Source organism: Parapedomonas caeni, assembly GCF_041060555.1.
Taxonomy (GTDB): domain Bacteria; phylum Pseudomonadota; class Alphaproteobacteria; order Sphingomonadales; family Sphingomonadaceae; genus CAUJIW01.
On the sequence record NZ_JBEUDS010000006.1, the window covers coordinates 130,610 to 154,625 of the forward strand.

Consider the following 24,016-nt stretch of genomic DNA (forward strand, 5'->3'; position numbering starts at 1 on the left):
AGGAGGCGTCAGGGCTTGCGGACGCGCCAGTCGGACAGCAGGCGGATGATCACGCCGAGCAGGGCGAGGCCGGCCATGCTGGCGGCCAGCGGCAGGGCAGTGCCGTCACCGATACGGGCATAGAACAGCGCTGCCAGCATGGCGCCGACCATCTGGAGAAAACCGAGCATGGCGGATGCGCGCCCGGCCATCTCCGGATAGACCGACAGGGCCGCCGCCTGCGCCTGCGGCTGCTGGAACCCCCAGCCGAAGGTGTAGATTACCATCGGGCCGGTTACCGCCAGGGGATGGTGAACACCCGTCAGGGCCAGGAAAGTCATCAGCATGCCGCCACTCAGGGTGCCGAGCAGGCCCATCCAGAGCGCATGATCCGAACCCATGCGGCGCGCGATCCGGGAGCTGATCAGGCTGCCGGTGATGTAGCCGCAGGTGGCGAAGGCGAACCACAGGCCGAAACCGGCGGCACTGATGCCGAACTCGCCCATCAGCACGAATGACGCGCCGGTGAGGAACAGGAACACACCGCCATAGCCGGTGATGCAGTTGGCGACATAGCTAAGGTAGCGCCGTGACTGTAGCAGGCGCCCGAAGGCGCGTCCCAGGCCCGCCGGCGACAGGGCGCCGGGATCCAGTGCCGGCACCGTCTCTGGCAGGCGCCACAGGGTTCCGGCGGTGGCGACGATGCCGCACAGCGCCATCAGCAGCAAGGGGCCGCGCCAGCCCAGCCAGTCGGCCGCCAGTCCGCCCAGCACGGGCGCCAGCAGCACGCCGACACCCATCCCGACCCCCATCAACGCCAGTGCGTGGGCGGCGGCCTCCCGTTCCAGCAGGTCGCGCACCACGGCCCGGCTGAGCACGGTGGCGGCCGCGGCCCCCAGTGCCTGCACGAAGCGCAGCGCCGCCAGTGTGTCGATCGAGGGCGCGAACAACGTTGCGAATGTCGCCAGCACGTAGGTGGCGGTGCCGATGATCAGCACCGGGCGTCTGCCGAAGCGGTCGCCCAGCGCGCCGTAGATCAGCTGGCCGAACGCCACGCCGAGAATGAAACTGCGCATCACCGATTGCGCTTCCGGCGCGTCCACGCCGAAACTCGCCGCGAGCGCCGGCAGGGCCGGCGTCAGCGGGTCGGTGGACAACGGCAGCAGCGCCGCCAGGGTGCTCAGCAAAACGAGAAGGACGGGCGACAGCATGGCCGTCCTAGCGCGGCACGCAGTGCTGTTGCACCTGGTTCAGGGTTGCGCTCAGTCTGGCCTGCGCGCTTGCGGCCGCATCGGGCGTCAGCCGGTAGCGATTGCGCAGATCGGCGGGCATTGGGGTGAATCCGTTGGTGGCGCCGACGCCAAAGCCCACCAGTGCCATGTCGAGGTACATCTCATAGTCGCCACTGGAGACGTTGCGGCGCAGGCCGGCGATCAGGCAGGAACAGGCGGTGGCGTCGCCGCGCCACGCCTTCAGGCAGGCGTCGCGCAGCCGGTTCTCCGCCGAGGGGACATCGGCGGTCGCCGGCGCTGCCATCAGGACGGCGAGCGCCACACCGGCCAGGCCAGGGAGCGCGTGCCGCCTCATGACGGCCGCCGCCCGAACAGGCCGATGGCGAGGAAGCGCATCACCGGCTGGCGCTGCTGGTCAAGCAGGCTGTAGCGTACCCGCACCGAGCCGATGTCCGGCCGGCTCGACGACGGCCGGGTTTCCAGCACATGGATGTGCAGGCTGAGCACGTCACCGGGCACCACCGGGCGCAGCCAGCGGATTTCGTCGACGCCGGGCGAGCCCTGCGAGGCGGCCTCGTCACGCTTCATCCAGTCGACCATCAGTCGCATCGCCATGGCGCAGCTATGCCAGCCGCTGGCACACAGGGTGCCGAACAGGCTGCTCTTCGCGGCCTCGGGGTCGAGATGGAAAGGCTGGGGGTCGTATTTGCTGGCGAAGTCGATGATCTCCTCCGCGGTCACCGGATAGGCGCCGAAGGTCTCCTCGTCGCCGACCGCGAAATCCTCGAAATACTTGGGCACGCCTGAAATCCTGCACTTGCAACTATTCCGCCGATCCTGCCCGCTTCGTGCCGGGAAAGCCAGCACCATGCTTGGCGGCGACGGGGAGTCGGGAAAATTGACAACTCCTGAGCGAATTTCGGGGCATGGTTAACAAAAACAACGGCGTAAAAACTGGCATGAATGCTGCTTCAGCGTCGCCATCGAGCGCGATGGCGCTCTACCGAGGGGGGAACTCATGAAAGCAGCTCTTAGGGCCGGCGTGGTGACGCTGGGCCTGGCAACGTGCGGCCTGGCGATGCCGGGCCTGATGACATCCGCTGTCGCGGCACCCGTGACCATGCATTTCAGCTATGAGATCTTTGACGTGTCGGCGCCGCTGACGGGCACCTTCTCGGTTGGCCAGACGGTCGACGGCTGGTTCACCTACGATCCCGATACCAGTGGCGAGGATTATGATCCGACCGCGAGCGGCAACCCGCTGCCCAACTACCGCCTCTACTGGGGGGCACTGCTGGACTACAGCTTCACTGCCGGCGGCGTGAGCTTCCAGGCCGACACCAGCGCCGACACCCGGCGCGGCTGGGTGGCCGACAATGTCGACGGGCTGGACCGGCTGATCTTCGACGACCTGGCGACGGTGGCCTCGCAGATGGTGGCGGGTCTGACCGCGTCCCAGGTCGACTTCACCTGGGACGACGACACGCTGGCGATGCTGACCTCGCCGGCGCTGCCCGATCCGTTCCCGCCGCTGGCGACCACCTTCGGCAACCTGGATGTGTTCTTCGGACCGTTCACCGATCTGGTGCGTATCCAGGCCAGGCTGGTGTCGATCAGCACCGACCCCAACGACCCCGATCCCGATCCCGATCCCGATCCGCAGCCGGTGCCCGAGCCGGCACCGCTGGCGCTGCTGGGCCTCGGCCTGCTGGCCGTGCCGGCACTGCGCCGCCGTCGGCGCTGAGGCTGAAACAGGGGTGGCGCATGGCGTCGCCCCTGTCTGCCTGTGTGTCGGTCCGGCTCAGTTCCCCGATAGGAGACGGGCGCGGGTCTGCCAGACGCGGACGCGCTCAGGTGTTGAAGCGGAAGTGCATGATGTCGCCGTCGGCGACCACATAGTCCTTGCCTTCCAGCCGCATGCGGCCGGCGTCCTTGGCGCCCTGCTCACCGCCGTGCTTGACGAAATCGTCGTAGGCGATGGTCTCGGCGCGGATGAAGCCCTTCTCGAAGTCGGTGTGGATGACACCGGCGGCCTCCGGCGCCCGCGCCCCCTGGTGCACCGTCCAGGCGCGCGCTTCCTTCGGGCCGACAGTGAAGAAGGTGATGAGGTGCAGCAGATCGTAGCCGGCGCGGATGACGCGGGCCAGACCGGTTTCCGCCAGCCCGAGGTCGGCGAGGAAGGCCGGCCGGTCGGCGGGGTCCATCTGGGAAATTTCCGCCTCGATGGCGGCGGAGATGATCACCGTCCTGGCACCCTCGGCGGCCGCCTTCTCGGCGACGCGGGCCGAATGGGCGTTGCCGGTGGCGGCGGCGCCCTCGTCGACGTTGCAGACATAGAGCACCGGCTTGGCCGTCAGCAGCTGGGCCTGACGGAACACGCGGGCCTCTTCCTCGTCCTTCGGCTGGGTCAGCCGGGCCGGCTTGCCGTCGCGCAGCAGCTCCAGCGCCTGGGTGAGGACGGACTCGGCGATCTTCGATTCCTTGTCGCCGGTCTTGGCCTTCTTGGCGATGCCGACCAGCCGCTTCTCCAGGCTGTCAAGGTCGGCGAGCATCAGTTCGGTTTCCACCGTCTCGGCGTCAGCGACCGGGTCGACCTTGCCCTCGACGTGGGTGACATCGCCCTCGAAGCAGCGCAGCACGTGGATGATGGCGTCAACCTCGCGGATGTTGGCGAGGAACTGGTTGCCGAGGCCCTCGCCCTTCGAGGCGCCGCGCACCAGGCCCGCGATGTCGACGAAGGCGAGCTGGGTCTCGATGATCTTGGCCGACTTGGCGATCTCGGCGACCTTCGTCAGTCGCGGGTCCGGCACTGGCACCTGGCCGACGTTCGGCTCGATGGTGCAGAACGGATAGTTGGCGGCGGCGGCCGCCGCCGTCTCGGTCAGCGCGTTGAACAGGGTCGACTTGCCGACATTCGGCAGGCCGACGATACCACATTGAAAACCCACTAGTTCGTCTCCGTCGTCGAGGTCGCGGCTGCCGGCGCCGGCTTGTCCGCCTTCGGCTTTTCGGCCTTGGGTGGCGCCAGTCGCTGGGCGACGGCCGTCGCATAGCGTGCATCGTCGCCCTTGGCCAGCCATTCGGCTTCCGCCGCCAGCGCGTCGATGAAGGGGTCGAGCCAGGCCTGGTCGGCCTTGGCGAAGTCGCTCAGCACATAACCGCTCACCCGGTCCTTGTGGCCGGGGTGGCCAATGCCCAGCCGCACCCGCCGATAGGCCTGGCCGAGATGGGCGTCGATGGAGCGCAGGCCGTTGTGACCGGCCGCGCCGCCGCCGTGCTTCATCTTGAGCTTGCCCGGCGCCACGTCCAGTTCGTCATGGAAGACGGTCAGCGCGCCCAGCGGCAGCTTGTAGAAACCCAGCGCCGCGGCCACCGACTGGCCGGACAGGTTCATGTAGGTCTGTGGCTTGAGCAACAGCACCTTGATGCCGCCGATGCCGCCTTCCGCCAGCAGCCCCTGGAACTTCGCCCGCCACGGGCCGAAGCTGAAGCGGCGGGCGATCTCGTCCACCACCATGAAGCCGATGTTGTGGCGGTTGCCGGCATACTGGCTGCCGGGGTTGCCGAGGCCGACAAAGAGCTGCACGGGCATCTCCCAGACCCTGGGTCATAGCAAAAGGGGCGCCGAACCGGATGGCCCCGCGCCCCTCAAGCGATCAGGCGACGACCCGCTTAGCTGGCGTCGGCCGCGGCGGCTTCGTCAGACTTCATGCCCGACGGCGCGACCACGGTCGCGATGGTGAAGTCGCGGTCCTTGATGGTCGGCTCGACGCCAGCCGGCAGGCTGACCGACGAGATGTGGACCGAGTCATGCACGTCGAGGCCCTGAAGCGAGATCACGATCTCATCGGGGATCGAATCGGCCGGGCAGGACAGCTCGATGTCGTGGCGGACGATGTTCAGCACCGCGCCGCGCTTGATGCCCGGGCTCAGCGTGTCATCGACGAACCGCACCGGCACGGCCACCGTCACCTTGGTGTCGGCGCCCACGCGCAGGAAGTCGACGTGCAGCGGACGGTCGGTCACCGGGTGGAACTGCACGTCGCGCGGCAGGCCGCGCTCCTTGCTGCCGTCGGCCAGGGTGATCTCGACCACCGAGTTCATGAAGTGACCCTTGTTCAGGATCTTCCACAGCTCGTTGGCGTTCAGCGAGATCATCGTCGGTTCGGCTTTGTTGCCGTAGATCACGGCGGGCACAAGGCCCTCGCGGCGCGCTGCCCGGGAGGCTCCCTTGCCAGCCCGGTCACGTGCCTCGGCTTTCAGAGAAAGCAGTTGGCTCATGGTATTTCTCCACTATGGGCGGACCTCCAGGGATGTGCCGCCCGGTTCACGAAGCGGCGGTTTCTAGCGAGTCGCCGGTCAAAAAGCAAGGCACCCCCCGTCGCCAGCCTTGCGGGGCGGCGTCCCCCGCGTAGCATGGCGCCATCACGCATTCATGGAGGAAGGGGAGGCCACCATGGGCGAGCGCGCCATTCATCATCGCACCTGCCACCTGTGCGAGGCCTGTTGCGGTATCGAGGTGCATGTGGCTGACGGCGCGGTGACGGCGATCCGGCCCAACCCGCGCGATCCGCTGAGCCGGGGGCACATCTGCCCCAAGGCTACCGCCATCGCCGACATCCAGACCGATCCGGACCGGCTGCGGGCACCGATGAAGCGCACCGGGACGGGCTGGCAGACCCTGGACTGGGACACGGCGCTTGATGAGGTGGCGGCGCGCCTGGCCGATGTCATGGGCCGCCACGGCACGGACGCGGTGGCGAGCTATTCCGGCAACCCGTCGGCGCACAACTACGCCGTGACACTCCATGCCTCGGGGCTGCTGCGTCACCTGAGCCGGCGCAACCGCTTCTCCGCGTCCACCGTCGACCAGATGCCGCACCAGCTGGTCAGTCACTGGCTGTACGGCCATATGGCGATGTTCCCGATTCCCGACGTCGACCGCACCGCGTTCATGCTGATCGTCGGCGGCAACCCGCTGGCCTCCAACGGCAGCATGTGGACGGTGCCCGACGTCAGGCAGCGGCTCACCGACCTCAAGGCGCGCGGCGGCCGACTGGTGGTGGTGGACCCGCGCCGCACCGAGACGGCGAAGATCGCCAGCGAACATCTGTTCATCCGTCCCGGCCAGGACGCCGCCTTCCTTGCCGGCCTGCTGCTGGCGCTCGACGACCAGGGGCTGGCGGCGCCGGACCGGCTGGCGCCGATGCTGGAGGGCTGGGAGGCGGTGTGGTCGGCGCTGCGCCAGACCAGCCTCGCCACCATGGCCAACGTCTGCGGCATCGGTGTCGATGACATCCGGCGGCTGGCGCGGGACTTCGCGGCGGCACCGTCGGCGGTGTGCTACGGGCGGATGGGCGTCTCGGTGCAGCAGCATGGCACGCTGTGCCAGTGGCTGATCCACCTCGTCAACATCGCCACCGGCAACCTCGACCGACCGGGCGGGGTGATGTTCGCCACCCCCGCCGTCGACCTGCTGCCCCACACCAACCCCGGTGGCTGGAACCGCTGGGCCAGCCGCGTCTCCGGTCATCCGGAGGCCTGTGGCGAACTGCCGGCGGCCTGCATGGCCGAGGAGATGCTCACCCCCGGTGACGGCCAGATCCGAGCGTTGGTGACCATCGCCGGCAATCCGGTGCTCTCCACCCCCAACGGTCGCCAGCTCGACCGGGCGCTGGCCGGGCTCGACTTCATGGTCAGCATCGACAGCTATCTCAACGAGACCACCCGGCATGCCCACTATATCCTGCCGCCGGCCGGACCGCTGGAGCGCAGCAAGTATGATCTGCTGTTCTACCAGCTGTCGGTGCGCAACGTGGCGCGCTTCTCGCCGCCGACCCTGCCCAGGACGCCGGGCGCCCTGCATGACTGGGAGATCATCACCCGACTGGGCGAACGGCTGGCCCGGCTGCTGGGGCGCGAGCAGAAGCCGGCGCTGGCGCCGGAGGCGATGCTGGATGCCAGCCTGAAGGCGGGGCCTTATGGCCTCGGCCTGGCGCAGCTCGCCGCGCAGCCCGACGGTATCGATCTCGGGCCGTTGCAGCCGCGCCTGCCGGAGCGGCTGTTTACGCCGGACAAGCGCATCCGGCTGGCGCCGGCGCCCTTGCTGGCCGAGCTTGACCGCTTCCTCGCCACGACGCGGGAGGCCCGCCCGCAGGGCGCTGGCCGGGGGCTGCTGCTGATCGGTCGCCGTCACGTGCGCTCCAACAACAGCTGGATGCACAACTACCAGCGGCTGGTGAAGGGGCCGGAACGCTGCACACTGATGATCCACCCCGATGACGCGCGCCAGCGCAACCTCGGCCATGGCGCGCGGGCGCGGCTGGCCTCGCGGGTTGGCGCCGTCGATGTCACGGTGGAAGTGACCGAGGACATCATGCCCGGGGTGGTCAGCCTGCCGCATGGCTGGGGCCATAATCGCCCCGGTGTACGGCTGGGCATCGCCACCGCCCACGCCGGGGCGTCGATCAACGACGTCACCGACGAGACGCTGATCGACCCGCTGTCCGGCAACGCGGCGGTCACGGCGGTATCCGTGGAGGTCAGTGCGACCAACGGTTAGTCGCAACCGGGACGATCATTCATTTTCCGTTCACGGGGCAGTCATCACGGTCACGTCGGTCCGTGATGACCGGTTCCCTGCTCGCTTACCCCGGCGAGGCATCGAAGGGTCGGCCGCGCGGGCGCCGTACCTGTGCCATTGCGTCCTTTCCGATCCTTCCAAATTGATAAAGGTTCCCATGTCTGCAGCCCCGCGCTTCCAGGCCCGTCGTATTTCCGTGTCCGTCCAGACAGTTGCCCGCCCGTCCGCCCCGTGGTTGTGGCGGCCGAGTCCGCTGGCGCTTGCTGTCGCGTTGTGCGCGGCGGGGCCTGCCATCGCCGCCGATATCGACGTGGACTCCGCCCGCACCACCACCATCGCCACTTCCACCGCCGATGATGGCGCGGCGGCCAACGTCACGGTGTCGAGCTCGGTGATCGTCAGCGAAGGCACCGCAGTGACGGTGGACTCCAGCAACACGCTGACCAACACCGGCACCATCGGCAGCAAGGCGCAGTCCAACGGCGTCGCCATCCATGTGAACACCGCCGGCAACATCACCAGTACCATCACCAACGAAGGCAGCGTCTACGTCACCGGCGAGGACGATGACGACAATCCCGGCACCGCCAATGTCGGCATTCTGATCGATGGCGGTGGCACGCTGACCGGTGACGTCACCTTCGATTCCACGGCCTCCGTCGTGGTCGGCGGCGATGATTCCCGAGGCGTCTCCCTGACCGCCACCATGATCGGCGACATGACGCTCTATGGTGTCTCCACCACCGGTGAGCGCTCGCGCGCGGTGTCGATTTCCGGCACCCTTGATGGCGACCTGACGCTGCGTGGCGCGCTCAGCTCGACCGGTGCCGACGGCTATGTGCTGTATGTCGATGGTGGCATCACCGGCAAGATCTACACCGTCGGCACGCTGGTGGGTGGCACCGATCTGACCTATGATTCCGACAGTAACATTGTCGATGCGGTGCCGGGGGTGGCGACGGTGCGTCTGGCCGGTAATGTCGCCGGCGGTCTGCACAACGACAGCTACTATGTCGACAGCGATGGCGATACCGTGGCCGACGCCGATGTCGACACCAGCAAGCACACGCGCGTCTACGGCACCATCCAGTCGCTGGGCGGTGGCTATGCCCTGCAGGTGGCGCCAACCGACACGGCCACGGCCGACATCACCATTGGCAACGTCGGCACCGGCGATCTCGCCTATGGCATCGTCAACGAAGGCAGTATCATCGCTTATGGCCGCAACGCCGGCACTGCCGCCACCGCCGTGCGCGTCAGTGGCACCACGGTGAGTGGTACCTTGTATCGGGCCTATACTGGCGGCGGCCTGCTCAACGACAGCAAGGGCGTGATCTACGCCAGCGGCGTCGACGCCACCACCACCGCCATCAGCGTCGGCAATGGCGGTGTGGTGCCGGCGATTGTCAACAAGGGCACCATCACGGCGACCACCAGTCAGGACGACGATGACACCGCCGGTGGCGACGCCATCGGCCTGCGTGTCGAGACGGGCGGTTCGGTGACCGCGTTCACCAACAGCGGCACCATCACGGTGACCGCCGCCGGCGCCGACCAGGATGCCTATGTCATTCTCGACCAGTCCGGGTCGCTCGCCACCATCACCAACAGCGGCACGATGACGGCGGCGGTCGACGATGGCGCCGCCATCGCCATTGATGTTTCTGCCAACACGAGCGGCGTTTCTGTCAGCAACAGCGGCACCATCACTGGCGATGTCATTCTCGGCGGCGGCAATGACAGCCTGACGCTGACCGATGGCACGCTGACCGGCGACGTTGATTTCCGGGGCGGCACCAACAGCCTGACACTGAGCGGAGACGCCGTGCTGACCGGCGGCGTGCTGAGCACCGGCGGCTCCCTGGCGCTCACCATGTCGGGCACCAGCGTTCTCGATCTCACCGATCAGGGCACGCTCAGCCTCGCCAGTCTGGATGCCAGCGGCACGTCGGAACTCAAGCTGTCGGTGTCGGCGAGCCAGACTGGCATCGTGGTCACCGGCAACGCCACCATCAGTGATGATGCGACGCTGACCGCCGTGTTCAAGGACGTGGTGACCGACAGCGCCACCATCACCCTGGTCAGTGCGGGCAACCTGACCGTGGAGAACCCTGACACGGCGGTCAAGACGACCACGGTGCCCTACATGTATGCCATCGACTCGCTGGACGCGACGGCGACCACGCTGGCGCTCCAGGTGCATCGCAAGTCGGCGGCCGAGCTGGGGCTGAGCGAACCCATCGGCAACCTCTATGAAGCCTCCATCGGCGCGCTCACCGGCGACACCGAGCTGGCGCTGGCGGTTGGCAACCTGACGACGCAGGCCGCCTTCAACGCCGCCTATCGCCAGCTGGAGCCGCCGTCGTTCGGCAACGGCATCCTGCGGACCGCGCTCGCCAACCAGAGCCTCGCCTTCGGGGCGCTGTCACACCGGTTGACCGACCTGCATGACAAGCCGTGGAGCACCGGCGACTATCCCGAGCGGCACGGCTTCTCGGTGTGGGTGCAGGAGATCGGCCACATTTCCAACCAGAAGGACAGCGCCAGCGACCCCGGCTATGACACCGGCACCTTCGGTCTGGCCTTCGGTGGCGACATGCCGGTTCTGGGCCTCGACGCGCTGGGCTTCGCCTTCGCCGGCACCTCGACCGAGATCGACAAGGATGGTCTGGGCGGCAAGCCGCTGGTGGCCGACAGCGCCCAGCTCAGCCTCTATGGTTCCTGGTCGCGGGGGCCGCTGTTCGTCGACGCGGTGCTGGGGGCGGCGCGCAACAGCTACCACAGCCGGCGCCGGCTGGAGATCGGCGACCTGCTGCGCACCGCCGAGGCGAAGTGGCACGGCTACCAGGTCTCGGCCGGCCTGACCGCCGGCTACCAGTGGTCGCTGGGCCGGGTGCGCATCACGCCCAGCGACAGCATCGCCTATGTGAAGCTGCATCAGGACGACTATGTCGAGGACGGCGCGGAAGGCGCCGACTTCGCGGTGGAGGCGGCCAATGCCAGCTCGCTGCGCAACACCGCCAAGCTGGCGGTGGCCTATCTGCATCCGATGGGCGACGACATCATCAAGCTGGAGGCCCATGGCGCCTGGGTGCACGACTTCAGTGCCGACGCCCAGACCGTCAAGGCCCGCTTCGTCGACAGCGGCGAGGCCTTCACCATGACCTCGGCGGCGCTCGACGCCAGCGAGGTGCAGGCCGGCCTGACCTTCGGCTATCTGCGCAACAGCTCCAGCCTGCTGCTCAACTACGGCTTCCAGAAGGCCGGCGACTACACCGGCCACAATGCCTCGCTGACCTACGTGCTGCGCTTCTAGCAGGCGTTCCGGTCAACCGGCGCCGCCGCCGGGCGGGCAGGGCGACACTTGGTTGCCTTGACCCGTCAGGGGGCGGCGGCTAGGGTCCGCGCTCCGAGTTGAACAGTGGGGTTGGGCCGGTCCGTGGCTGAGCCAAAAAAGCCGTCTTTCCAGGAACTTATCCTGACGTTGCAGCGTTACTGGAGCGCGCAGGGCTGCGTGATTCTCCAGCCCTATGACGTCGAGATGGGGGCTGGTACCTTCCACCCCGCCACCACGCTGCGGGCGCTGGGGCCGGAATCGTGGCGGGCGGCCTATGTCCAGCCGTCGCGCCGGCCGACCGACGGCCGCTACGGCGAGAACCCTAACCGCCTGCAGCACTATTATCAGTTTCAGGTCATTCTGAAGCCGAGCCCCGACAACATCGTCGATCTCTATCTCGGCTCGCTGAAGGAAATAGGCATCGATTTCGCGCTGCACGACATCCGCTTCGTCGAGGACGACTGGGAGAGCCCGACGCTGGGCGCCTGGGGGCTGGGTTGGGAAGTCTGGTGCGACGGCATGGAGGTGACCCAGTTCACCTATTTCCAGCAGGTCGGCGGCTTCGACTGCAAGCCGGTGGCCGGCGAGATCACCTACGGGCTTGAGCGCCTGGCGATGTACATCCAGGGCGTCGACAACGTTTACGACCTCGATTTCAACGGCCTCAAGGGGTCGCCGGGGGGCGTCACCTACGGTGACGTGTTCAAGCAGAACGAGGTGCAGTTCTCGGCGTTCAACTTCGAGCACGCCAACACCGACATCCTGTTCCGCCAGTTCCGCGAGGCGCAGGAACAGTGCCGCTACCTGCTCGATCGCCAGCTGCCGCTGCCGGCCTATGACCAGGCGATCAAGGCGAGCCACCTGTTCAACCTGCTCAACGCCCGCGGCGTCATTTCGGTGGCCGAGCGCCAGGCCTATATCGGCCGGGTGCGCGAACTCGCCAAGGGCTGCTGCGAGGGCTACATCGCCGTCAACACGCCGCGCTGGACCGAGCGGTTCCCGGACTGGAGCGCGTGATGGCCGAGCTGCTGCTGGAACTGTTCTGCGAGGAAATCCCGGCCCGGATGCAGGCGAAGGCCGCCGAGGATCTCGGCCGGCTGTTGGCCGAGGCGCTGAAGGCGCAGGGCCTGACGCCCGCCAGCCTGGAGACCTACGCCACGCCGCGCCGGCTGGCGCTGGTCGCCCGCGAGGTGCCGGCGGCCCAGCCGGATCTGGAGGAGGAACGGCGTGGTCCGCGTGCCGACGCGCCGGCGGCGGCCATCGACGGCTTCCTGAAATCGACCGGCCTGTCCCGCGACGAGCTTGAGGAACGCGACGACCCCAAGGGGCGCTTCCTTTACGCGGTCATCAAGCGCGCCGGCCGGCCGACGGCCGAGGTGCTGGCGGAGGTCATCCCCGGCATCGTCCGTGCCTTCCCCTGGCCCAAGTCGATGCGCTGGGGCGAGCGTTCCTCCGCCACCGACAGCCTGCGCTGGGTGCGGCCGCTGCAGTCGATGATCTGCCTGCTCGATGGCGAGGTGGTCGGCTTCGAGGTCGAGGGCGTCAAGACCGGCAACATCACCCGCGGCCACCGCTTCCACGGCAACTCGCAGTTCACCGTGGCGGGCTTCGACGACTACCGCACCAAGCTGCGGGTCTCCAAGGTGGTGCTGGATGCCGCCGAACGGGCGCGCATCATCGAGACCGGCGCCCGCAAGCTGGCCGAGGCCGCAGGCCTTGAGCTGGTCGACGATGCCGGCCTGCTGGCGGAGAACGCCGGCCTCAACGAGTGGCCGGTGCCGCTGCTGGGCCAGTTCGACGAGTCCTTCCTCGCGGTGCCGCCGGAAGTCATCCAGCTCACCATGAAGGTGAACCAGAAGTATTTCGCCCTGCGCGATGCCAAGACCGGCAGGCTCGCCAACCGCTTCATCTGCGTCGCCAATGTCGAGGCGACCGACCATGGCAAGGCCATCGTCGCCGGCAACGAGCGGGTGCTGGCGGCCCGGCTGTCCGACGCCAAGTTCTTCTGGGACACCGACCTCAAGACGACACTGAACGACCGGCTGCCCAAGCTCGCCGACATCGTGTTCCACGAGAAGCTCGGCACGCTGGCCAAGAAGGTTGACCGGGTGGCGATGCTGGCCCGCCTGCTGGCGCCGTCGTGCGGCGCCGACCCCGATCTGGCCGAGACCGCCGCGCGGCTGGCCAAGGCCGATCTGGTCTCCGGCATGGTTGGCGAGTTCCCCGAGGTGCAGGGCGTCATGGGCGCCTATTACGCCGAGGCGGAGGGGCTGGACCCGCAGGTGGCGGGCGCCATTCGCGAGCATTATTCACCGGTCGGCCCCGCAGACGCCTGCCCGAACGCGCCGGTGGCGGTGGCCGTGGCGCTGGCGGACAAGATCGACACCCTGGTGGGCTTCTTCACCATCGGCGAGAAGCCGACCGGCTCGAAGGACCCGTTCGCGCTGCGCCGGGCGGCGCTGGGCGTTATCCGGCTGGTCGTCGAGAACAAGCTGCGGCTCGGCCTCAACGCGCTGTTCGATGGCGCGGCCGGTCTGCTCGATTTCTTCGCCGACCGGCTGAAGGTGCAGCAGCGCGAGGCGGGCGTGCGCCACGACCTCATCGACGCGGTGTTCAGCCTCGGTGGCGAGGACGATCTGGTGCGCCTGCTGGCCCGCGTGGCGGCGCTGAGCGACTTCATCGCCACCGACGATGGCGCCAACCTGCTGGCCGGCTACAAGCGGGCGGCCAATATCCTGCGTATCGAGGAAAAGAAGGACGGCCGCGCCTATGACGCCGCCGTCGAGCCCGGCCTGCTGGCCTTGCCGCAGGAGCAGGCGCTCTACGAACGGGTGTCGGCGGCCGGCGCCGAGATGCGCGCGGCGGTCGAGGTCGAGGACTTCGCCGGCGCCATGAAGGCGGCGGCCAGCCTGCGGGCGCCGGTGGACGCCTTCTTCGAGCAGGTCACGGTCAATGCCGAGGAGCCGCATGTGCGGGCCAACCGGCTCAACCTGCTGGCCTCGTTGCGCAGTGCCATGCACCAGGTGGCTGACTTCTCACGGATTGAAGGTTGAGGCGGCCGGACGGCCCGCGAAACCCCTTGATCTTCGCGCGTAATAAGATTGCGTCAATCATTCTGGGTTTGACATTTCCCCGCCAATGGCTTTGAGGGGACCGCAAGTCTTCGCACGCTGCAATGCAGCGAAACGGATGGTGCGCACGCGAACGCGCCGGCGGTGACGGGGACGGCACGAGAGAGACGGGAAGAGAGGCGGCAGGCATGACCAAGTGGGTGTACAGCTTCGGCGGCGGCACGGCCGAGGGCAACGCGACGCAGAAAACCTTGCTGGGCGGCAAGGGCGCCAATCTGGCGGAAATGGCCTCCATCGGCCTGCCGGTACCGCCGGGTCTCACCATCACCACCGAGGTCTGCACCTATTATTACGACCACGGCCAGAGCTATCCGCCCGAGCTGAAGGCGCAGGTCGCCGACGCGCTGGCCCGTATCGAGGCGGAGGTGGGCGCCCGCTTCGGCGACGCCGCCAACCCGCTGCTGGTGTCGGTGCGTTCCGGCGCCCGCGTCTCCATGCCGGGCATGATGGACACCGTGCTCAACCTCGGCCTCAACGACGTCACCGTCGAGGGGCTGGCGGCCAACAGCGGCAACCCGCGCTTCGCGTGGGACAGCTACCGCCGTTTCATCCAGATGTATTCCGACGTGGTGCTTGGGCTCGACCACTACATGTTCGAGGAAGAGCTGGAAATTCTCAAGGAAGACAAGGGCGTCAACCTTGATACCGAGCTGGATGCCGACGACTGGAAGACCCTGGTCGGCACCTACAAGAAGAAGGTCGAGGCGGAGATGGGCGCGCCCTTCCCGCAGGATGTGCAGGACCAGCTGTGGGGCGCCATCGGCGCCGTGTTTGGCTCCTGGCAGTCGGACCGCGCCAAGGTTTATCGCCGTCTGAACGACATTCCGGAAGACTGGGGCACGGCGGTCAACGTCCAGGCCATGGTGTTCGGCAACATGGGCGAGGACTCCGCCACCGGCGTCGCCTTCACCCGCGATCCGTCCACCGGCGAGCACGCCTACTACGGCGAATACCTCATCAACGCCCAGGGCGAGGACGTGGTGGCGGGCATCCGCACGCCGCAGTACCTGACCAGGATCGCGCGGGAGAAGGCCGGCGCCAAGGCGGCGTCGATGGAAGAGTCGATGCCGGAGACCTACGGCCAACTGGCGCAGGTGTTCGACATCCTCGAACGCCACTACCGCGACATGCAGGACATCGAGTTCACCGTCCAGCGCAACAAGCTGTGGATGCTGCAGACCCGTTCGGGCAAGCGCACCGCCAAGGCGGCGCTGAAGATCGCCGTCGACATGGCGAGCGAGGGGCTGATCACCCAGGACGAGGCGATCCTGCGCATCGACCCGCAGGCGCTCGACCAGCTGCTGCACCCGACGCTCGACCCCAAGGCGCCGCGCGACGTGCTGACCAAGGGTCTGCCGGCGTCACCCGGCGCGGCCTCGGGTGTCGTCGCCTTCACCGCCGACGATGCCGAGAAGCTGGCTGCCGCCGGCAAGGACGTCATCCTGGTGCGCATCGAGACCAGCCCGGAAGATATTCACGGCATGCACGCGGCGCGCGGCATCCTCACCTCGCGCGGCGGCATGACCAGCCACGCGGCGGTGGTCGCCCGCGGCATGGGCCGGCCCTGCGTGTCGGGCGCCGGCGCGCTGGCCATCGACATGCGCGACAAGGTGATGCGCTGCCACGGCCGCGAGGTCCGCGAGGGCGAGATCATCACCATCGACGGCGCCACCGGCGAGGTGATGGTGGGCGCGGTGCCGACCATCCAGCCGGAACTGGCCGGCGATTTCGCCACGCTGATGGTGTGGGCCGACGCCAAGCGCCGGCTGAAGGTGCGCACCAACGCCGAGACGCCGCTCGACTGCAAGACGGCGCGCGACTTCGGTGCCGAGGGCATCGGCCTGTGCCGCACCGAGCACATGTTCTTCGAGGCCGAGCGCATTGTCGCCGTGCGGCAGATGATCCTCGCCGAGGACGAGGCCGGCCGCCGGGCCGCGCTGGCCAAGCTGCTGCCGGTCCAGCGCGAGGATTTCGTGCAGATCTTCACCATCATGGCCGGGCTGCCGATCACCATCCGCCTGCTTGACCCGCCGCTGCACGAGTTCCTGCCGCATCAGGAAGCCGAGTTCGCCGAGGTGGCGGAAGCCGCCGGCGCCAGCGTCGAGACGCTGCGGCGGCGCGCCATGGAGCTGCACGAGTTCAACCCGATGCTGGGCCATCGCGGCTGCCGGCTGGGCATCACCTATCCGGAAATCTACGAGATGCAGGCCCGCGCCATCTTCGAGGCGGCGGTGCAGGTGGCCAAGGCCTCCGGCCAGCCGGTGGTGCCGGAAGTGATGATCCCGCTGGTCGCCACGCCGAAGGAACTGGCGATGATGAAGGCGGTGGTCGAGGCCCAGGCCGAGGCGGTTTTCGCCGAAACCGGCACCCGGCTGGACTATATGGTCGGTACCATGATCGAACTGCCGCGCGCGGCCCTGCGCGCCGCCGAGATCGCCGAGCATGCGGCCTTCTTCTCGTTCGGCACCAACGACCTGACCCAGACGACGCTGGGCATCAGCCGTGATGACGCTGGCCGCTTCCTCACCACCTATGTCGACAAGGGTATCCTGCCCAAGGACCCGTTCGTCTCCATCGATGTCGAGGGCGTCGGCGAGCTGGTGAAGATCGCCGCCGAGCGCGGCCGCGCCACCCGCGCCGACCTCAAGCTCGGCATCTGCGGCGAACATGGCGGCGACCCGGCCTCGATCCACTTCTGCGAGGGGGTGGGGCTCGACTATGTTTCCTGCTCGCCCTACCGGGTGCCGATCGCCCGTCTGGCGGCGGCCCAGGCGGCGCTCAAGCGCGGCTGAGGGCGCGACCGACACTCGTCGGTGAAATCTCGCGGCGTGTGACTGTCCCTGCGGGGGGTCACGCGCCGTGACACTTTTACCGAGCATGCGCCATGGACGGGGCGCGCCGGGCTGGCTACCACTATTGGTATTAGCAATAAAACCAACGTGGGAGCCGATCATGCCGACCAACCTGCTGGAGCGCGAGTTCTCCACCGTGGCGGACCTGATCCGCCATCATGCGGCGACGCAGCCAGATGCCATAGCCCTCATCGACGCGGCCGGTCGGCTCGACTTCGCCGGGCTGGACCGGATGATGGACCAGGTGGCGGCCGGTCTGCAGCGCGATGGCGTGGCGGCAGGGCAGGCAGTCGCCATCTGCGCCGCCTCCTCCGTCGCCTATGCCGCCGTGTTCCTCGGTGCGCTGCGCGCCGGGGTGGCGGTGGCGCCACTGGCGCCCGCCTCGACGCCGGAGAGTCTGGTCGCCATGGCCGCCGATGCCGGTGCCCGTCTGGTGTTCTTGGATGCCGGCGTGGCGGCCGCGCTCGGAGACCGTCAGTCGGCAATGCCGGGGCCGTGCATCGCGCTCGATGACAATCCCGAGGCTGGCCGGCCGCTGAGCGACTGGCTGGCGCCGGCGGACGCGGTGCCGGCACCGGTCGAGGTGCAGCCTGACTGGCCGTTCAACATCATCTACTCCTCGGGCACCACGGGCGCGCCCAAGGGTATCGTGCAGCAGCACGGCATGCGCTGGCAGCATGTCCAGCGCGCCGGCGCCTTCGGCTATGCGCCGGGTACGGTGACGCTGATCTCGACGCCGCTTTACTCCAACACCACGCTGGTGAGCTTCTTCCCGGCCATTGCCCAGGGTGGCGCGGTGGTGCTGATGCCCAAGTTCGAGGTCGAGACGTTTCTCGCGCTCTCCGAGCGGCACCGCGTCACCCACACCATGCTGGTGCCGGTGCAATACAGCCGGCTGCTGGCATCACCGGCGTTCGACCGCCATGACCTGTCGTCCTACCAGATCAAATTCTGCACCTCGGCGCCGTTTTCCGCCGGCCTCAAGAAGCAGGTGCTGGAGCGCTGGCCAGGCGGGCTTGTCGAATTCTACGGCATGACCGAGGGTGGCGGTACCTGCATGCTGATCGCCCACGCTTTCCCCGACAAGCTGCACACCGTCGGCCAGCCGGCGCCGGGCCATGACATCAGGCTGATCGACGACGATGGCAACGAGGTGCCGGTGGGCGAGATCGGCGAGGTGGTCGGCCACTCCGGCGCCACCATGCGCGGCTACCACAACCAGCCGGGCAAGACCGCCGAGGCGGAGTGGTGGTCGCCCGACGGCCGGCGGTTCATCCGCACCGGCGACGTTGGCCGCTTCGACGCCGACGGCTTCCTGACCCTGATGGACCGCAAGAAGGACATGATCATTTCCGGCGGCTTCAACATCTACCCCAGCGACCTGGAGGCGGTGGTGCATGCCCATCCGGCGGTGGCGGACGTGGCGGTGGTCGGCGTGCCGTCGGAGGCCTGGGGCGAGACGCCGGTGGCCTATGTGGTGTGTCGGCCCGGCGCCGGCGCCGCGGCCGAGGATATCCGCGCCTGGGCCAACGCCCAGCTTGGCAAGACCCAGCGGCTGGCGGCGGTGGTGCTGGTCGACCAGCTGCCGCGCAGCGCCATCGGCAAGGTGCTCAAGCGCGAGCTGCGTGATGCCTATCTGGCGGCGGTTGAGGCCGGCAGTACGCCATCGTTGCCATAGGCATAGGCGATGATGGCGGGGTCGCCCTCCATCCAGCCGACATGCAGGCGCAGGCGGGCGAAGCGCCAGCGGTCTCCGTCGCGCACCGCCTCGAAGGCGTAGCGGCCGGTCATGGTCTGCACTGGCGCCGGGAAGCGGTTGCAATAGTGCTGGGCGTGCAATTGCTTGAAGCCGGTGGCGCGATCACCGGCGATGTCGACGGCGAGCAGTGCCGGGATGTGCTGGGTCGCGGTGAGGCGGGAGAAGAAGGCCTGGCACTCGGCCACCCAGTCGTCGGCCGATCGGGTTCGCCAGGTGGGCGGCGCACCGCTGGCGGCGGCGAAATCCAGCGCCACCTCGTCGGTGAAGCAGGCGCGGTAGGCCTGCCAGTCGCGGCTGTCGATGGCCAGCGCGTAGCGGTGCACCAGATCGCGGATGCGTTCGCGGTCCAGCAGTGTCTGCAGATCGTTGATCGGCATGCCCGCGTCCATGGCAGTCTCCCCGTTTGTCTCGTTGCCGGCAGCATAGCGGGGCTGGCCGGCGTCATCACCCTATCGGATGGAAGTGTTCGTAGATGGCGCGGGCCATGGCGTCCGACACGCCGTCGACCTTGGCGAGGTCGGCGATGCCGGCGCGGGTGACGGCGCGCGCGGTGCCGAAGTGCATCAGCAGTGCCTTCTTGCGGGCCGGGCCAACGCCGGGAATGTCATCGAGCGGACTTTTGGCCATGTCGCGCGACCGCTTCTGGCGATGGCTGCCGATGGCGAAGCGATGGGCCTCGTCGCGCAGCCGCTGCATGAAGAACAGCGCGGGGTTGTTGGGTTCCAGCGTGAACTCGCGCCCGTCGGGCAGGTGAAACACCTCGCGGCCGGCGTTGCGGTCCGGCCCCTTGGCGACGCCAACCAGCGTCACGTCCTCGATGCCCAGCTCCGCCAGCACCGCCAGTGCCGCGGTCAGCTGGCCCTTGCCGCCGTCGATCAGCACCAGGTCCGGCCAGTCGCCCTTGGCGCGGTCGGGGTCCTCCTCCTGCAGGCGGGCGAAGCGGCGGGTGAGCATCTCGCGCATCATCGCGAAATCGTCGCCCGGCGTCAGCTCGCCGGACTTGAAGTTGAACTTGCGGTAGGCGTTCTTGCGGAAACCCTCCGGGCCGGCGACGATCATGCCGCCCACCGCGTTGGTGCCCTGGATGTGGCTGTTGTCATAGACCTCGATGCGGCCGGGCGGCTCGTCGAGACCGAACAGCTCGGCCAGCAGCGCCAGATGGCGGGCTTGTGACGCGGATTCCGCCAGCCGCCGGTCGAGCGCTTCCGAGGCGTTGCGGGCGGCCAGCTCCACCAGCGTCTTGAGCTTGCCGCGCTGGGGCACGTCGATGGCGACCTTGCGCTCGGCGCGCGTCGACAGGGCTTCCGCCAGCAGGTCGGTTTCCGGCAGGGCGCGGTCGAGCAGGATGCGCCGCGGCGGCGGCTTGTCCTCGTAGAACTGGGAGAGAAAGGCGAACAACACGTCCTCCAGGCTTTCCGCCTTGTCGTGGCGGGGGTAGAGCGCGCGGTTGCCCCAGTTCTGGCCGCCCCGGATGAAGAAAATCTGGATGCAGGTGACGCCGCCCTTCTGGGCCGCCGCCACGATATCGGCGTCGGTGTCGGCGTCGGTCTGGATGCCCTGTTCGGACTGGATGACGCTGAGCGCGCGCAGACGGTCGCGCAGGGCGGCGGCCTTCTCGAACTCCAGCGCGTCGGAGGCGGCCTGCATCTGCTCGCGCAGCCGCTTGTGCACGTCCTGGCTGCGGCCGGAGAGGAACGCCTTGGCCTCGCGCACCAGCGCCTGATAGGCCTCCGGGGTGATGCGGTCGGCACAGGGCGCCGAGCAGCGCTTGATCTGGTGCAGCAGGCACGGCCGCGAGCGGTTCTGGAAATAGCTGTCGGAGCAGGAGCGCAGCAGGAACACCTTTTCCAGGGTGTTCAGGGTGCGGTTGACGGCGGTGGCCGAGGCGAACGGGCCATAATAGTGGCCGTCGGCCTTGCGGGCGCCGCGATGCTTGCCGATCTGGGCGAAGGCATGGCCCTCGCGCAGCACGATGAAGGGGAAGCTCTTGTCGTCGCGCAGCAGCACGTTGAACGGCGTGCGGTAGTGCTTGATGAGGTTGGCCTCCAGCAGCAGCGCTTCCGCCTCGGTATGGGTGGTCACCACCACCATCGAGCGGGTCTGGGCGACCATGCGCTGCAGCCGCACCGGCAGGCGGCCGACCTGGGTGTAGCTCACCACCCGCGCCTTCAGGCTGCGTGCCTTGCCGACGTAGAGCACGCTGCCCGAGGCATCGACCATCCGATAGACGCCGGGTCGGGCCGGCAGCGTCTTCACCGTGTCGCGGATGACCTGCACGCCGCGCTCCAGGTCGGGCGTATCGGCGCCCTGGATGGCGTGGATCGCCTGTTCCTCGGAGAAGCGGTCGGGCAGGGTGGGGTCGTTCATCGTGCTGACTATAGGGAGCCGACGGCGGTTTTCCCAGCACTGCCGGGGTACGAATCGTGTCGGGAATCGGTTGCCGGACGGGGCTGTGGAGTTATCCACTTTCCCTGTGGATAACTCTGTGCGCTGGTCGTGGGCGGGGAGGCCAAACCCGCATAACTCCGCGATTCCCTCCTGATTGCCTCAAATTTGGGCACAAAAGTTAATACGCTGATTTTGTTGTGGATTTTTGTTGTCAATAATGTTGCCGGAAGATGATGGCCGCTACATAGCCACATTTTTCACGGCTCCGGAACAGACCGGGAATACTGTGAACAACCCGGCGTCGGAAGGTTAACGGCCGGGTAGGGCGTCAGGCGTCCTGGCGAACCCTGTGAATTTCCACGCCCACCGCCGAGGTGCCGGGAATCGCCTCCAGTTTTTCCACCCGCACGGTGACCTCCAGCGCGCCGCTGAAGCCCAGTGCGAGCGCGGCGATCTGGTCGGCGAGCGTCTCCACCAGGTGGACATGTCCCGCGGCGATGATCGCGCGGATGCCCTCGCTCAGTTCGCGGTAGCACAGCACGTTGGCGATGCTGTCGTCATGCGGCAGCGAGGCGTCGGCGACGACATCAACGTTGATGCGAACTTTCTGGTGCCGTCCCTTTTCATGTTCGAACACGCCGATTTCGGCATCGACCATCAGGTCGCGCACAAAGACGCGGCGAGTGGGGCGGCCCCAGGATTGCGAGGCGATCATGCTGGCGGTACTCCGGTTCAATAGACGCCGACGATGTCCGGTGTTGCCCAGGCAAGGTGCTGGCCACTGTCGACGGCGATCATCTGGCCGGTGATCGACGGCGAGTCGAGCAGAAACAGTACCGCGTCGGCGATCTCTTCCGGCGGCACCGCGTGCCGCAGCGGCACGTTGGCGGCTTCCCGGTGGAAACTGTCGGGCGTGTGGTGGATGCTTTGCAGCACCGGGCCGGGGCCGACCGCGTTGACGCGGATATGCGGTGCCAATGCCTGCGCCAGCGTCTGGGTCAGTGTCCACAGCCCGGCCTTGCTCACCGTGTAGCTGGTGAAATCCGGGTTGAGCCGCCACACCCGCTGGTCGACCAGATTGACGACGGCGCCGGCGGCGTCGGCGGGCAGCTGGCGGGCGAACGCCTGGGTGAGCAGGAACGGCGCACGCAGATTGATGTCCATATTCGCGGTCCAGCTGTCCCGCGTCACGGTATCCCACTGGTCGCGCACGAACACCGATGCATTGTTGACCAGCGCCGTGAGCGGACCGACGGCGGCGCTGGCCTGGTCGACCAGGCCCAGCACATCAGTCTCGCAGGCGAGATCCGCCGTCACCACCGCGACGCGGGCGCCCTGGGTGCGCAGTTCCTCGGCCAGGGTGTCGGCCTGCGCGCGGGAGCGATGGCAGTGGATGGCCACTGCCCAGCCCCGGCCGGCCAGCCGCCGCGCGATGGCGTGGCCGATACGCTGGGCGCCGCCTGTGACCAGAACGGCCGGGGCGGCACTCACTGGCATGGACCGATTCGGCGCTTGAGTTGCAGATAGTCAGCGACGACCTGCGCCGAATCGCCCGTGCGCGCCGCCGAATCGACAACCGATTCCGGCAGGGCTTCGGGCAGGCCGCATGCCAGAACGTACCACGCCAGGCTGTCGTTTTTGACAGGTATGCCATCGCCGAGGCTGTCCGGCGGTGACAGGTCGATGCGTTGGCCGCCATCGGCGGTGGTCGTCAGGGTCGCGGTCATCGTGCCGCCATCGCCGGTGGCGAGCAGATAGGTGGTGGAACGATCGCCGGCCGGGCCATGGGCCATCGGCGTCGCTTCCAGAATGCCGACGATGCGCATGGCGTCGATGCGGGCACGCAGCGGATCACTGGCGATGCCGCGCGCGATCTCCGCCAGCCGCGGGGCATCGAGGAACTGGGCGTCGCGGTCCACCAGCTGGTACATGGAATCGGACGTGGCCACTTCGCGCAGGAACAAGGTCGCGGCCCGCTTCCTGATCTTCGGTGCCTTCCCGCCGGGCGCGACCTCGACATCCCAGAGATAGCGGATGATCTGCGGGACGGGTTGCCGCGCCGCCAGCACCCTGACGACTTCGGCCTCGACCAGGAAGCGTTGCCGGCCGGGCGCCAGATCGGGTGCCTGCTTGGCGGAAATACGGCTTGATTTCCGTATGATGGCTTCAACGATGACGTCTGACCCTAGGGTCCGGCTGGCCGTCTCGACATAGGTCGGCGCGGTCGTTGCCGCCGCCGTCGCGGCATGGCCGGCGCTCGGGAGGGCGGCGAGCGCGAGCGCGGTCAGCAGGACGCCCGTCCTCAGCGTCCGCCGGGCAAGAGGCGGACAGGCGGTCGCGCGTCGGGTGATCCGCGACTGGAACTGCCACAGGGGCCGCGACAGGGGGGAGAGCATGGCCTCGCTCCTTGGCATCTGGCCAGTCACCCCTGGCCGGACGCGCCCGGAGCGGGCGGCATCTCCACGGGTGTCGTGGCGGTTGCGGTCGTGCCGGCAGGCGGGGATGCCCGCCGAACGGTCGAGCGGTTTGACATCGCCCACGCGGTGGCTGTCAAGCGGCCTTGTCAATGGGGTGGCTGTCGGCTGATCAGGCTGAAGGGCGCGCATTTCTCAGTTTTACAAATATGTGGGTCGCGTCCGTCAAGGTGGTGTAATTTCGGCTGTGGCCGTGGGCCATCGTCAGGCGGCTTTGGCGGTGATGTGTAGGGGCTGATTTTCCTCCTCGATCATGGGTTGGTTGAGTTCGGCCATGCCTT

The 24,016-nt window shown here is 67.9% G+C and carries 17 protein-coding genes and 1 pseudogene; 7 read left to right on the top strand and 11 right to left on the bottom strand.

Annotation, left to right across the window (positions count from 1 at the left end; genetic code table 11):
• Window positions 1-8: 8 nt before the first annotated feature.
• The 3 genes from ABU113_RS06440 to ABU113_RS06450 are packed head-to-tail and all read right to left on the bottom strand — an operon-like array spanning window position 9 to window position 2,012.
• The gene (locus ABU113_RS06440; protein ID WP_454558673.1) at window positions 9-1,190 is read right to left on the bottom strand and encodes a multidrug effflux MFS transporter; all 1,182 of its coding nucleotides are present in this window, start codon (window positions 1,188-1,190) and stop codon (window positions 9-11) included.
• A gap of 7 nt (window positions 1,191-1,197) precedes the next feature.
• Entirely contained in the window at window positions 1,198-1,566 is a 369-nt protein-coding gene (locus ABU113_RS06445; RefSeq protein ID WP_454558674.1) for a hypothetical protein, read from the bottom strand.
• Window positions 1,563-2,012, bottom strand: a complete 450-nt coding sequence (locus ABU113_RS06450) for a MaoC family dehydratase (protein ID WP_454558675.1) — start codon at window positions 2,010-2,012, stop codon at window positions 1,563-1,565. The genes ABU113_RS06445 and ABU113_RS06450 overlap by 4 nt, the downstream gene beginning before the upstream one ends.
• Before the next feature lie 217 nt (window positions 2,013-2,229).
• Between ABU113_RS06450 and ABU113_RS06455 the strand changes: the two genes are divergently transcribed.
• On the top strand, window positions 2,230-2,955 hold the full coding sequence (locus ABU113_RS06455; RefSeq protein WP_454558676.1) for an MYXO-CTERM sorting domain-containing protein: 726 nt from the start codon (window positions 2,230-2,232) through the stop codon (window positions 2,953-2,955).
• 106 nt (window positions 2,956-3,061) lie between these two features.
• On the opposite strand, the gene ychF is transcribed toward ABU113_RS06455, so the two are convergent.
• The 3 genes and pseudogenes from ychF to ABU113_RS06470 all read right to left on the bottom strand — a co-directional run bounded on the left by ychF (window position 3,062) and on the right by ABU113_RS06470 (window position 5,492).
• Window positions 3,062-4,159, bottom strand: coding sequence for a redox-regulated ATPase YchF (ychF, locus tag ABU113_RS06460; RefSeq protein ID WP_454558677.1), 1,098 nt, complete (start codon window positions 4,157-4,159; stop codon window positions 3,062-3,064).
• 74 nt (window positions 4,160-4,233) lie between these two features.
• Window positions 4,234-4,797, bottom strand: a pseudogene (gene pth, locus ABU113_RS06465) (aminoacyl-tRNA hydrolase); the annotation flags it as partial.
• Between the two features lie 86 nt (window positions 4,798-4,883).
• Entirely contained in the window at window positions 4,884-5,492 is a 609-nt protein-coding gene (locus ABU113_RS06470) for a 50S ribosomal protein L25/general stress protein Ctc (RefSeq protein WP_454558678.1), read from the bottom strand.
• A 154-nt stretch (window positions 5,493-5,646) separates the two neighbouring features.
• On the opposite strand from ABU113_RS06470, the gene ABU113_RS06475 reads away from it, so the two are divergent.
• The 6 genes from ABU113_RS06475 (at window position 5,647) to ABU113_RS06500 (ending at window position 18,792) form a co-directional block, all read left to right on the top strand.
• Window positions 5,647-7,773, top strand: a complete 2,127-nt coding sequence (locus tag ABU113_RS06475; protein WP_454558679.1) for a molybdopterin-dependent oxidoreductase — start codon at window positions 5,647-5,649, stop codon at window positions 7,771-7,773.
• 178 nt (window positions 7,774-7,951) lie between these two features.
• A complete protein-coding gene (locus tag ABU113_RS06480) occupies window positions 7,952-11,110 on the top strand; it encodes an autotransporter domain-containing protein (RefSeq protein WP_454558680.1) in 3,159 nt (1,052 codons plus the stop codon).
• Between the two features lie 123 nt (window positions 11,111-11,233).
• Entirely contained in the window at window positions 11,234-12,148 is a 915-nt protein-coding gene (locus ABU113_RS06485; protein ID WP_454558681.1) for a glycine--tRNA ligase subunit alpha, read from the top strand.
• Complete coding sequence (gene glyS, locus ABU113_RS06490) at window positions 12,148-14,184, top strand: glycine--tRNA ligase subunit beta (protein WP_454558682.1); 2,037 nt, start codon at window positions 12,148-12,150, stop codon at window positions 14,182-14,184. Before ABU113_RS06485 ends, glyS begins: the two co-directional genes overlap by 1 nt.
• 206 nt (window positions 14,185-14,390) lie before the next feature.
• A complete protein-coding gene (ppdK, locus tag ABU113_RS06495; RefSeq protein ID WP_454558683.1) occupies window positions 14,391-17,054 on the top strand; it encodes a pyruvate, phosphate dikinase in 2,664 nt (887 codons plus the stop codon).
• 160 nt (window positions 17,055-17,214) lie between these two features.
• Window positions 17,215-18,792 carry a class I adenylate-forming enzyme family protein gene (locus ABU113_RS06500; RefSeq protein ID WP_454558684.1) on the top strand — a complete coding sequence of 526 codons (1,578 nt, stop codon included), beginning with the start codon at window positions 17,215-17,217 and terminating at the stop codon, window positions 18,790-18,792.
• Here the strand turns inward: ABU113_RS06500 and ABU113_RS06505 are convergent.
• The 5 genes from ABU113_RS06505 to ABU113_RS06525 form a co-directional block, all read right to left on the bottom strand.
• A complete protein-coding gene (locus ABU113_RS06505) occupies window positions 18,747-19,262 on the bottom strand; it encodes a nuclear transport factor 2 family protein (RefSeq protein WP_454558685.1) in 516 nt (171 codons plus the stop codon). The genes ABU113_RS06500 and ABU113_RS06505 overlap by 46 nt on opposite strands.
• 55 nt (window positions 19,263-19,317) lie before the next feature.
• Entirely contained in the window at window positions 19,318-21,240 is a 1,923-nt protein-coding gene (uvrC, locus tag ABU113_RS06510; RefSeq protein WP_454558686.1) for an excinuclease ABC subunit UvrC, read from the bottom strand.
• Between the two features lie 349 nt (window positions 21,241-21,589).
• Window positions 21,590-21,976 (bottom strand): dihydroneopterin aldolase, encoded by a 387-nt coding sequence (folB, locus tag ABU113_RS06515; RefSeq protein WP_454558687.1) that lies wholly within the window; start codon window positions 21,974-21,976, stop codon window positions 21,590-21,592.
• Window positions 21,977-21,993: 17 nt separating this feature from the next.
• Window positions 21,994-22,758, bottom strand: coding sequence for an SDR family oxidoreductase (locus ABU113_RS06520; protein WP_454558688.1), 765 nt, complete (start codon window positions 22,756-22,758; stop codon window positions 21,994-21,996).
• On the bottom strand, window positions 22,749-23,657 hold the full coding sequence (locus ABU113_RS06525; RefSeq protein ID WP_454558689.1) for a hypothetical protein: 909 nt from the start codon (window positions 23,655-23,657) through the stop codon (window positions 22,749-22,751). The genes ABU113_RS06520 and ABU113_RS06525 overlap by 10 nt, the downstream gene beginning before the upstream one ends.
• Window positions 23,658-24,016: the final 359 nt, after the last annotated feature.

Bases quoted from the DNA above. Each gene is read 5' to 3' on its own strand.
- ABU113_RS06470 (WP_454558678.1), bottom strand. From the start codon at position 5,492: ATGAGCCAACTGCTTTCTCTGAAAGCCGAGGCACGTGACCGGGCTGGC.
- ppdK (WP_454558683.1), top strand. From the start codon at position 14,391: ATGACCAAGTGGGTGTACAGCTTCGGCGGCGGCACGGCCGAGGGCAAC.
- ABU113_RS06475 (WP_454558679.1), top strand. From the start codon at position 5,647: ATGGAGGAAGGGGAGGCCACCATGGGCGAGCGCGCCATTCATCATCGC.
- uvrC (WP_454558686.1), bottom strand. From the start codon at position 21,240: ATGAACGACCCCACCCTGCCCGACCGCTTCTCCGAGGAACAGGCGATC.
- glyS (WP_454558682.1), top strand. From the start codon at position 12,148: ATGGCCGAGCTGCTGCTGGAACTGTTCTGCGAGGAAATCCCGGCCCGG.
- ABU113_RS06440 (WP_454558673.1), bottom strand. From the start codon at position 1,190: ATGCTGTCGCCCGTCCTTCTCGTTTTGCTGAGCACCCTGGCGGCGCTG.
- ABU113_RS06445 (WP_454558674.1), bottom strand. From the start codon at position 1,566: ATGAGGCGGCACGCGCTCCCTGGCCTGGCCGGTGTGGCGCTCGCCGTC.
- folB (WP_454558687.1), bottom strand. From the start codon at position 21,976: ATGATCGCCTCGCAATCCTGGGGCCGCCCCACTCGCCGCGTCTTTGTG.
- ABU113_RS06520 (WP_454558688.1), bottom strand. From the start codon at position 22,758: ATGCCAGTGAGTGCCGCCCCGGCCGTTCTGGTCACAGGCGGCGCCCAG.
- ABU113_RS06505 (WP_454558685.1), bottom strand. From the start codon at position 19,262: ATGGACGCGGGCATGCCGATCAACGATCTGCAGACACTGCTGGACCGC.
- ABU113_RS06500 (WP_454558684.1), top strand. From the start codon at position 17,215: ATGCCGACCAACCTGCTGGAGCGCGAGTTCTCCACCGTGGCGGACCTG.
- ABU113_RS06480 (WP_454558680.1), top strand. From the start codon at position 7,952: ATGTCTGCAGCCCCGCGCTTCCAGGCCCGTCGTATTTCCGTGTCCGTC.
- ABU113_RS06525 (WP_454558689.1), bottom strand. From the start codon at position 23,657: ATGCTCTCCCCCCTGTCGCGGCCCCTGTGGCAGTTCCAGTCGCGGATC.
- ABU113_RS06455 (WP_454558676.1), top strand. From the start codon at position 2,230: ATGAAAGCAGCTCTTAGGGCCGGCGTGGTGACGCTGGGCCTGGCAACG.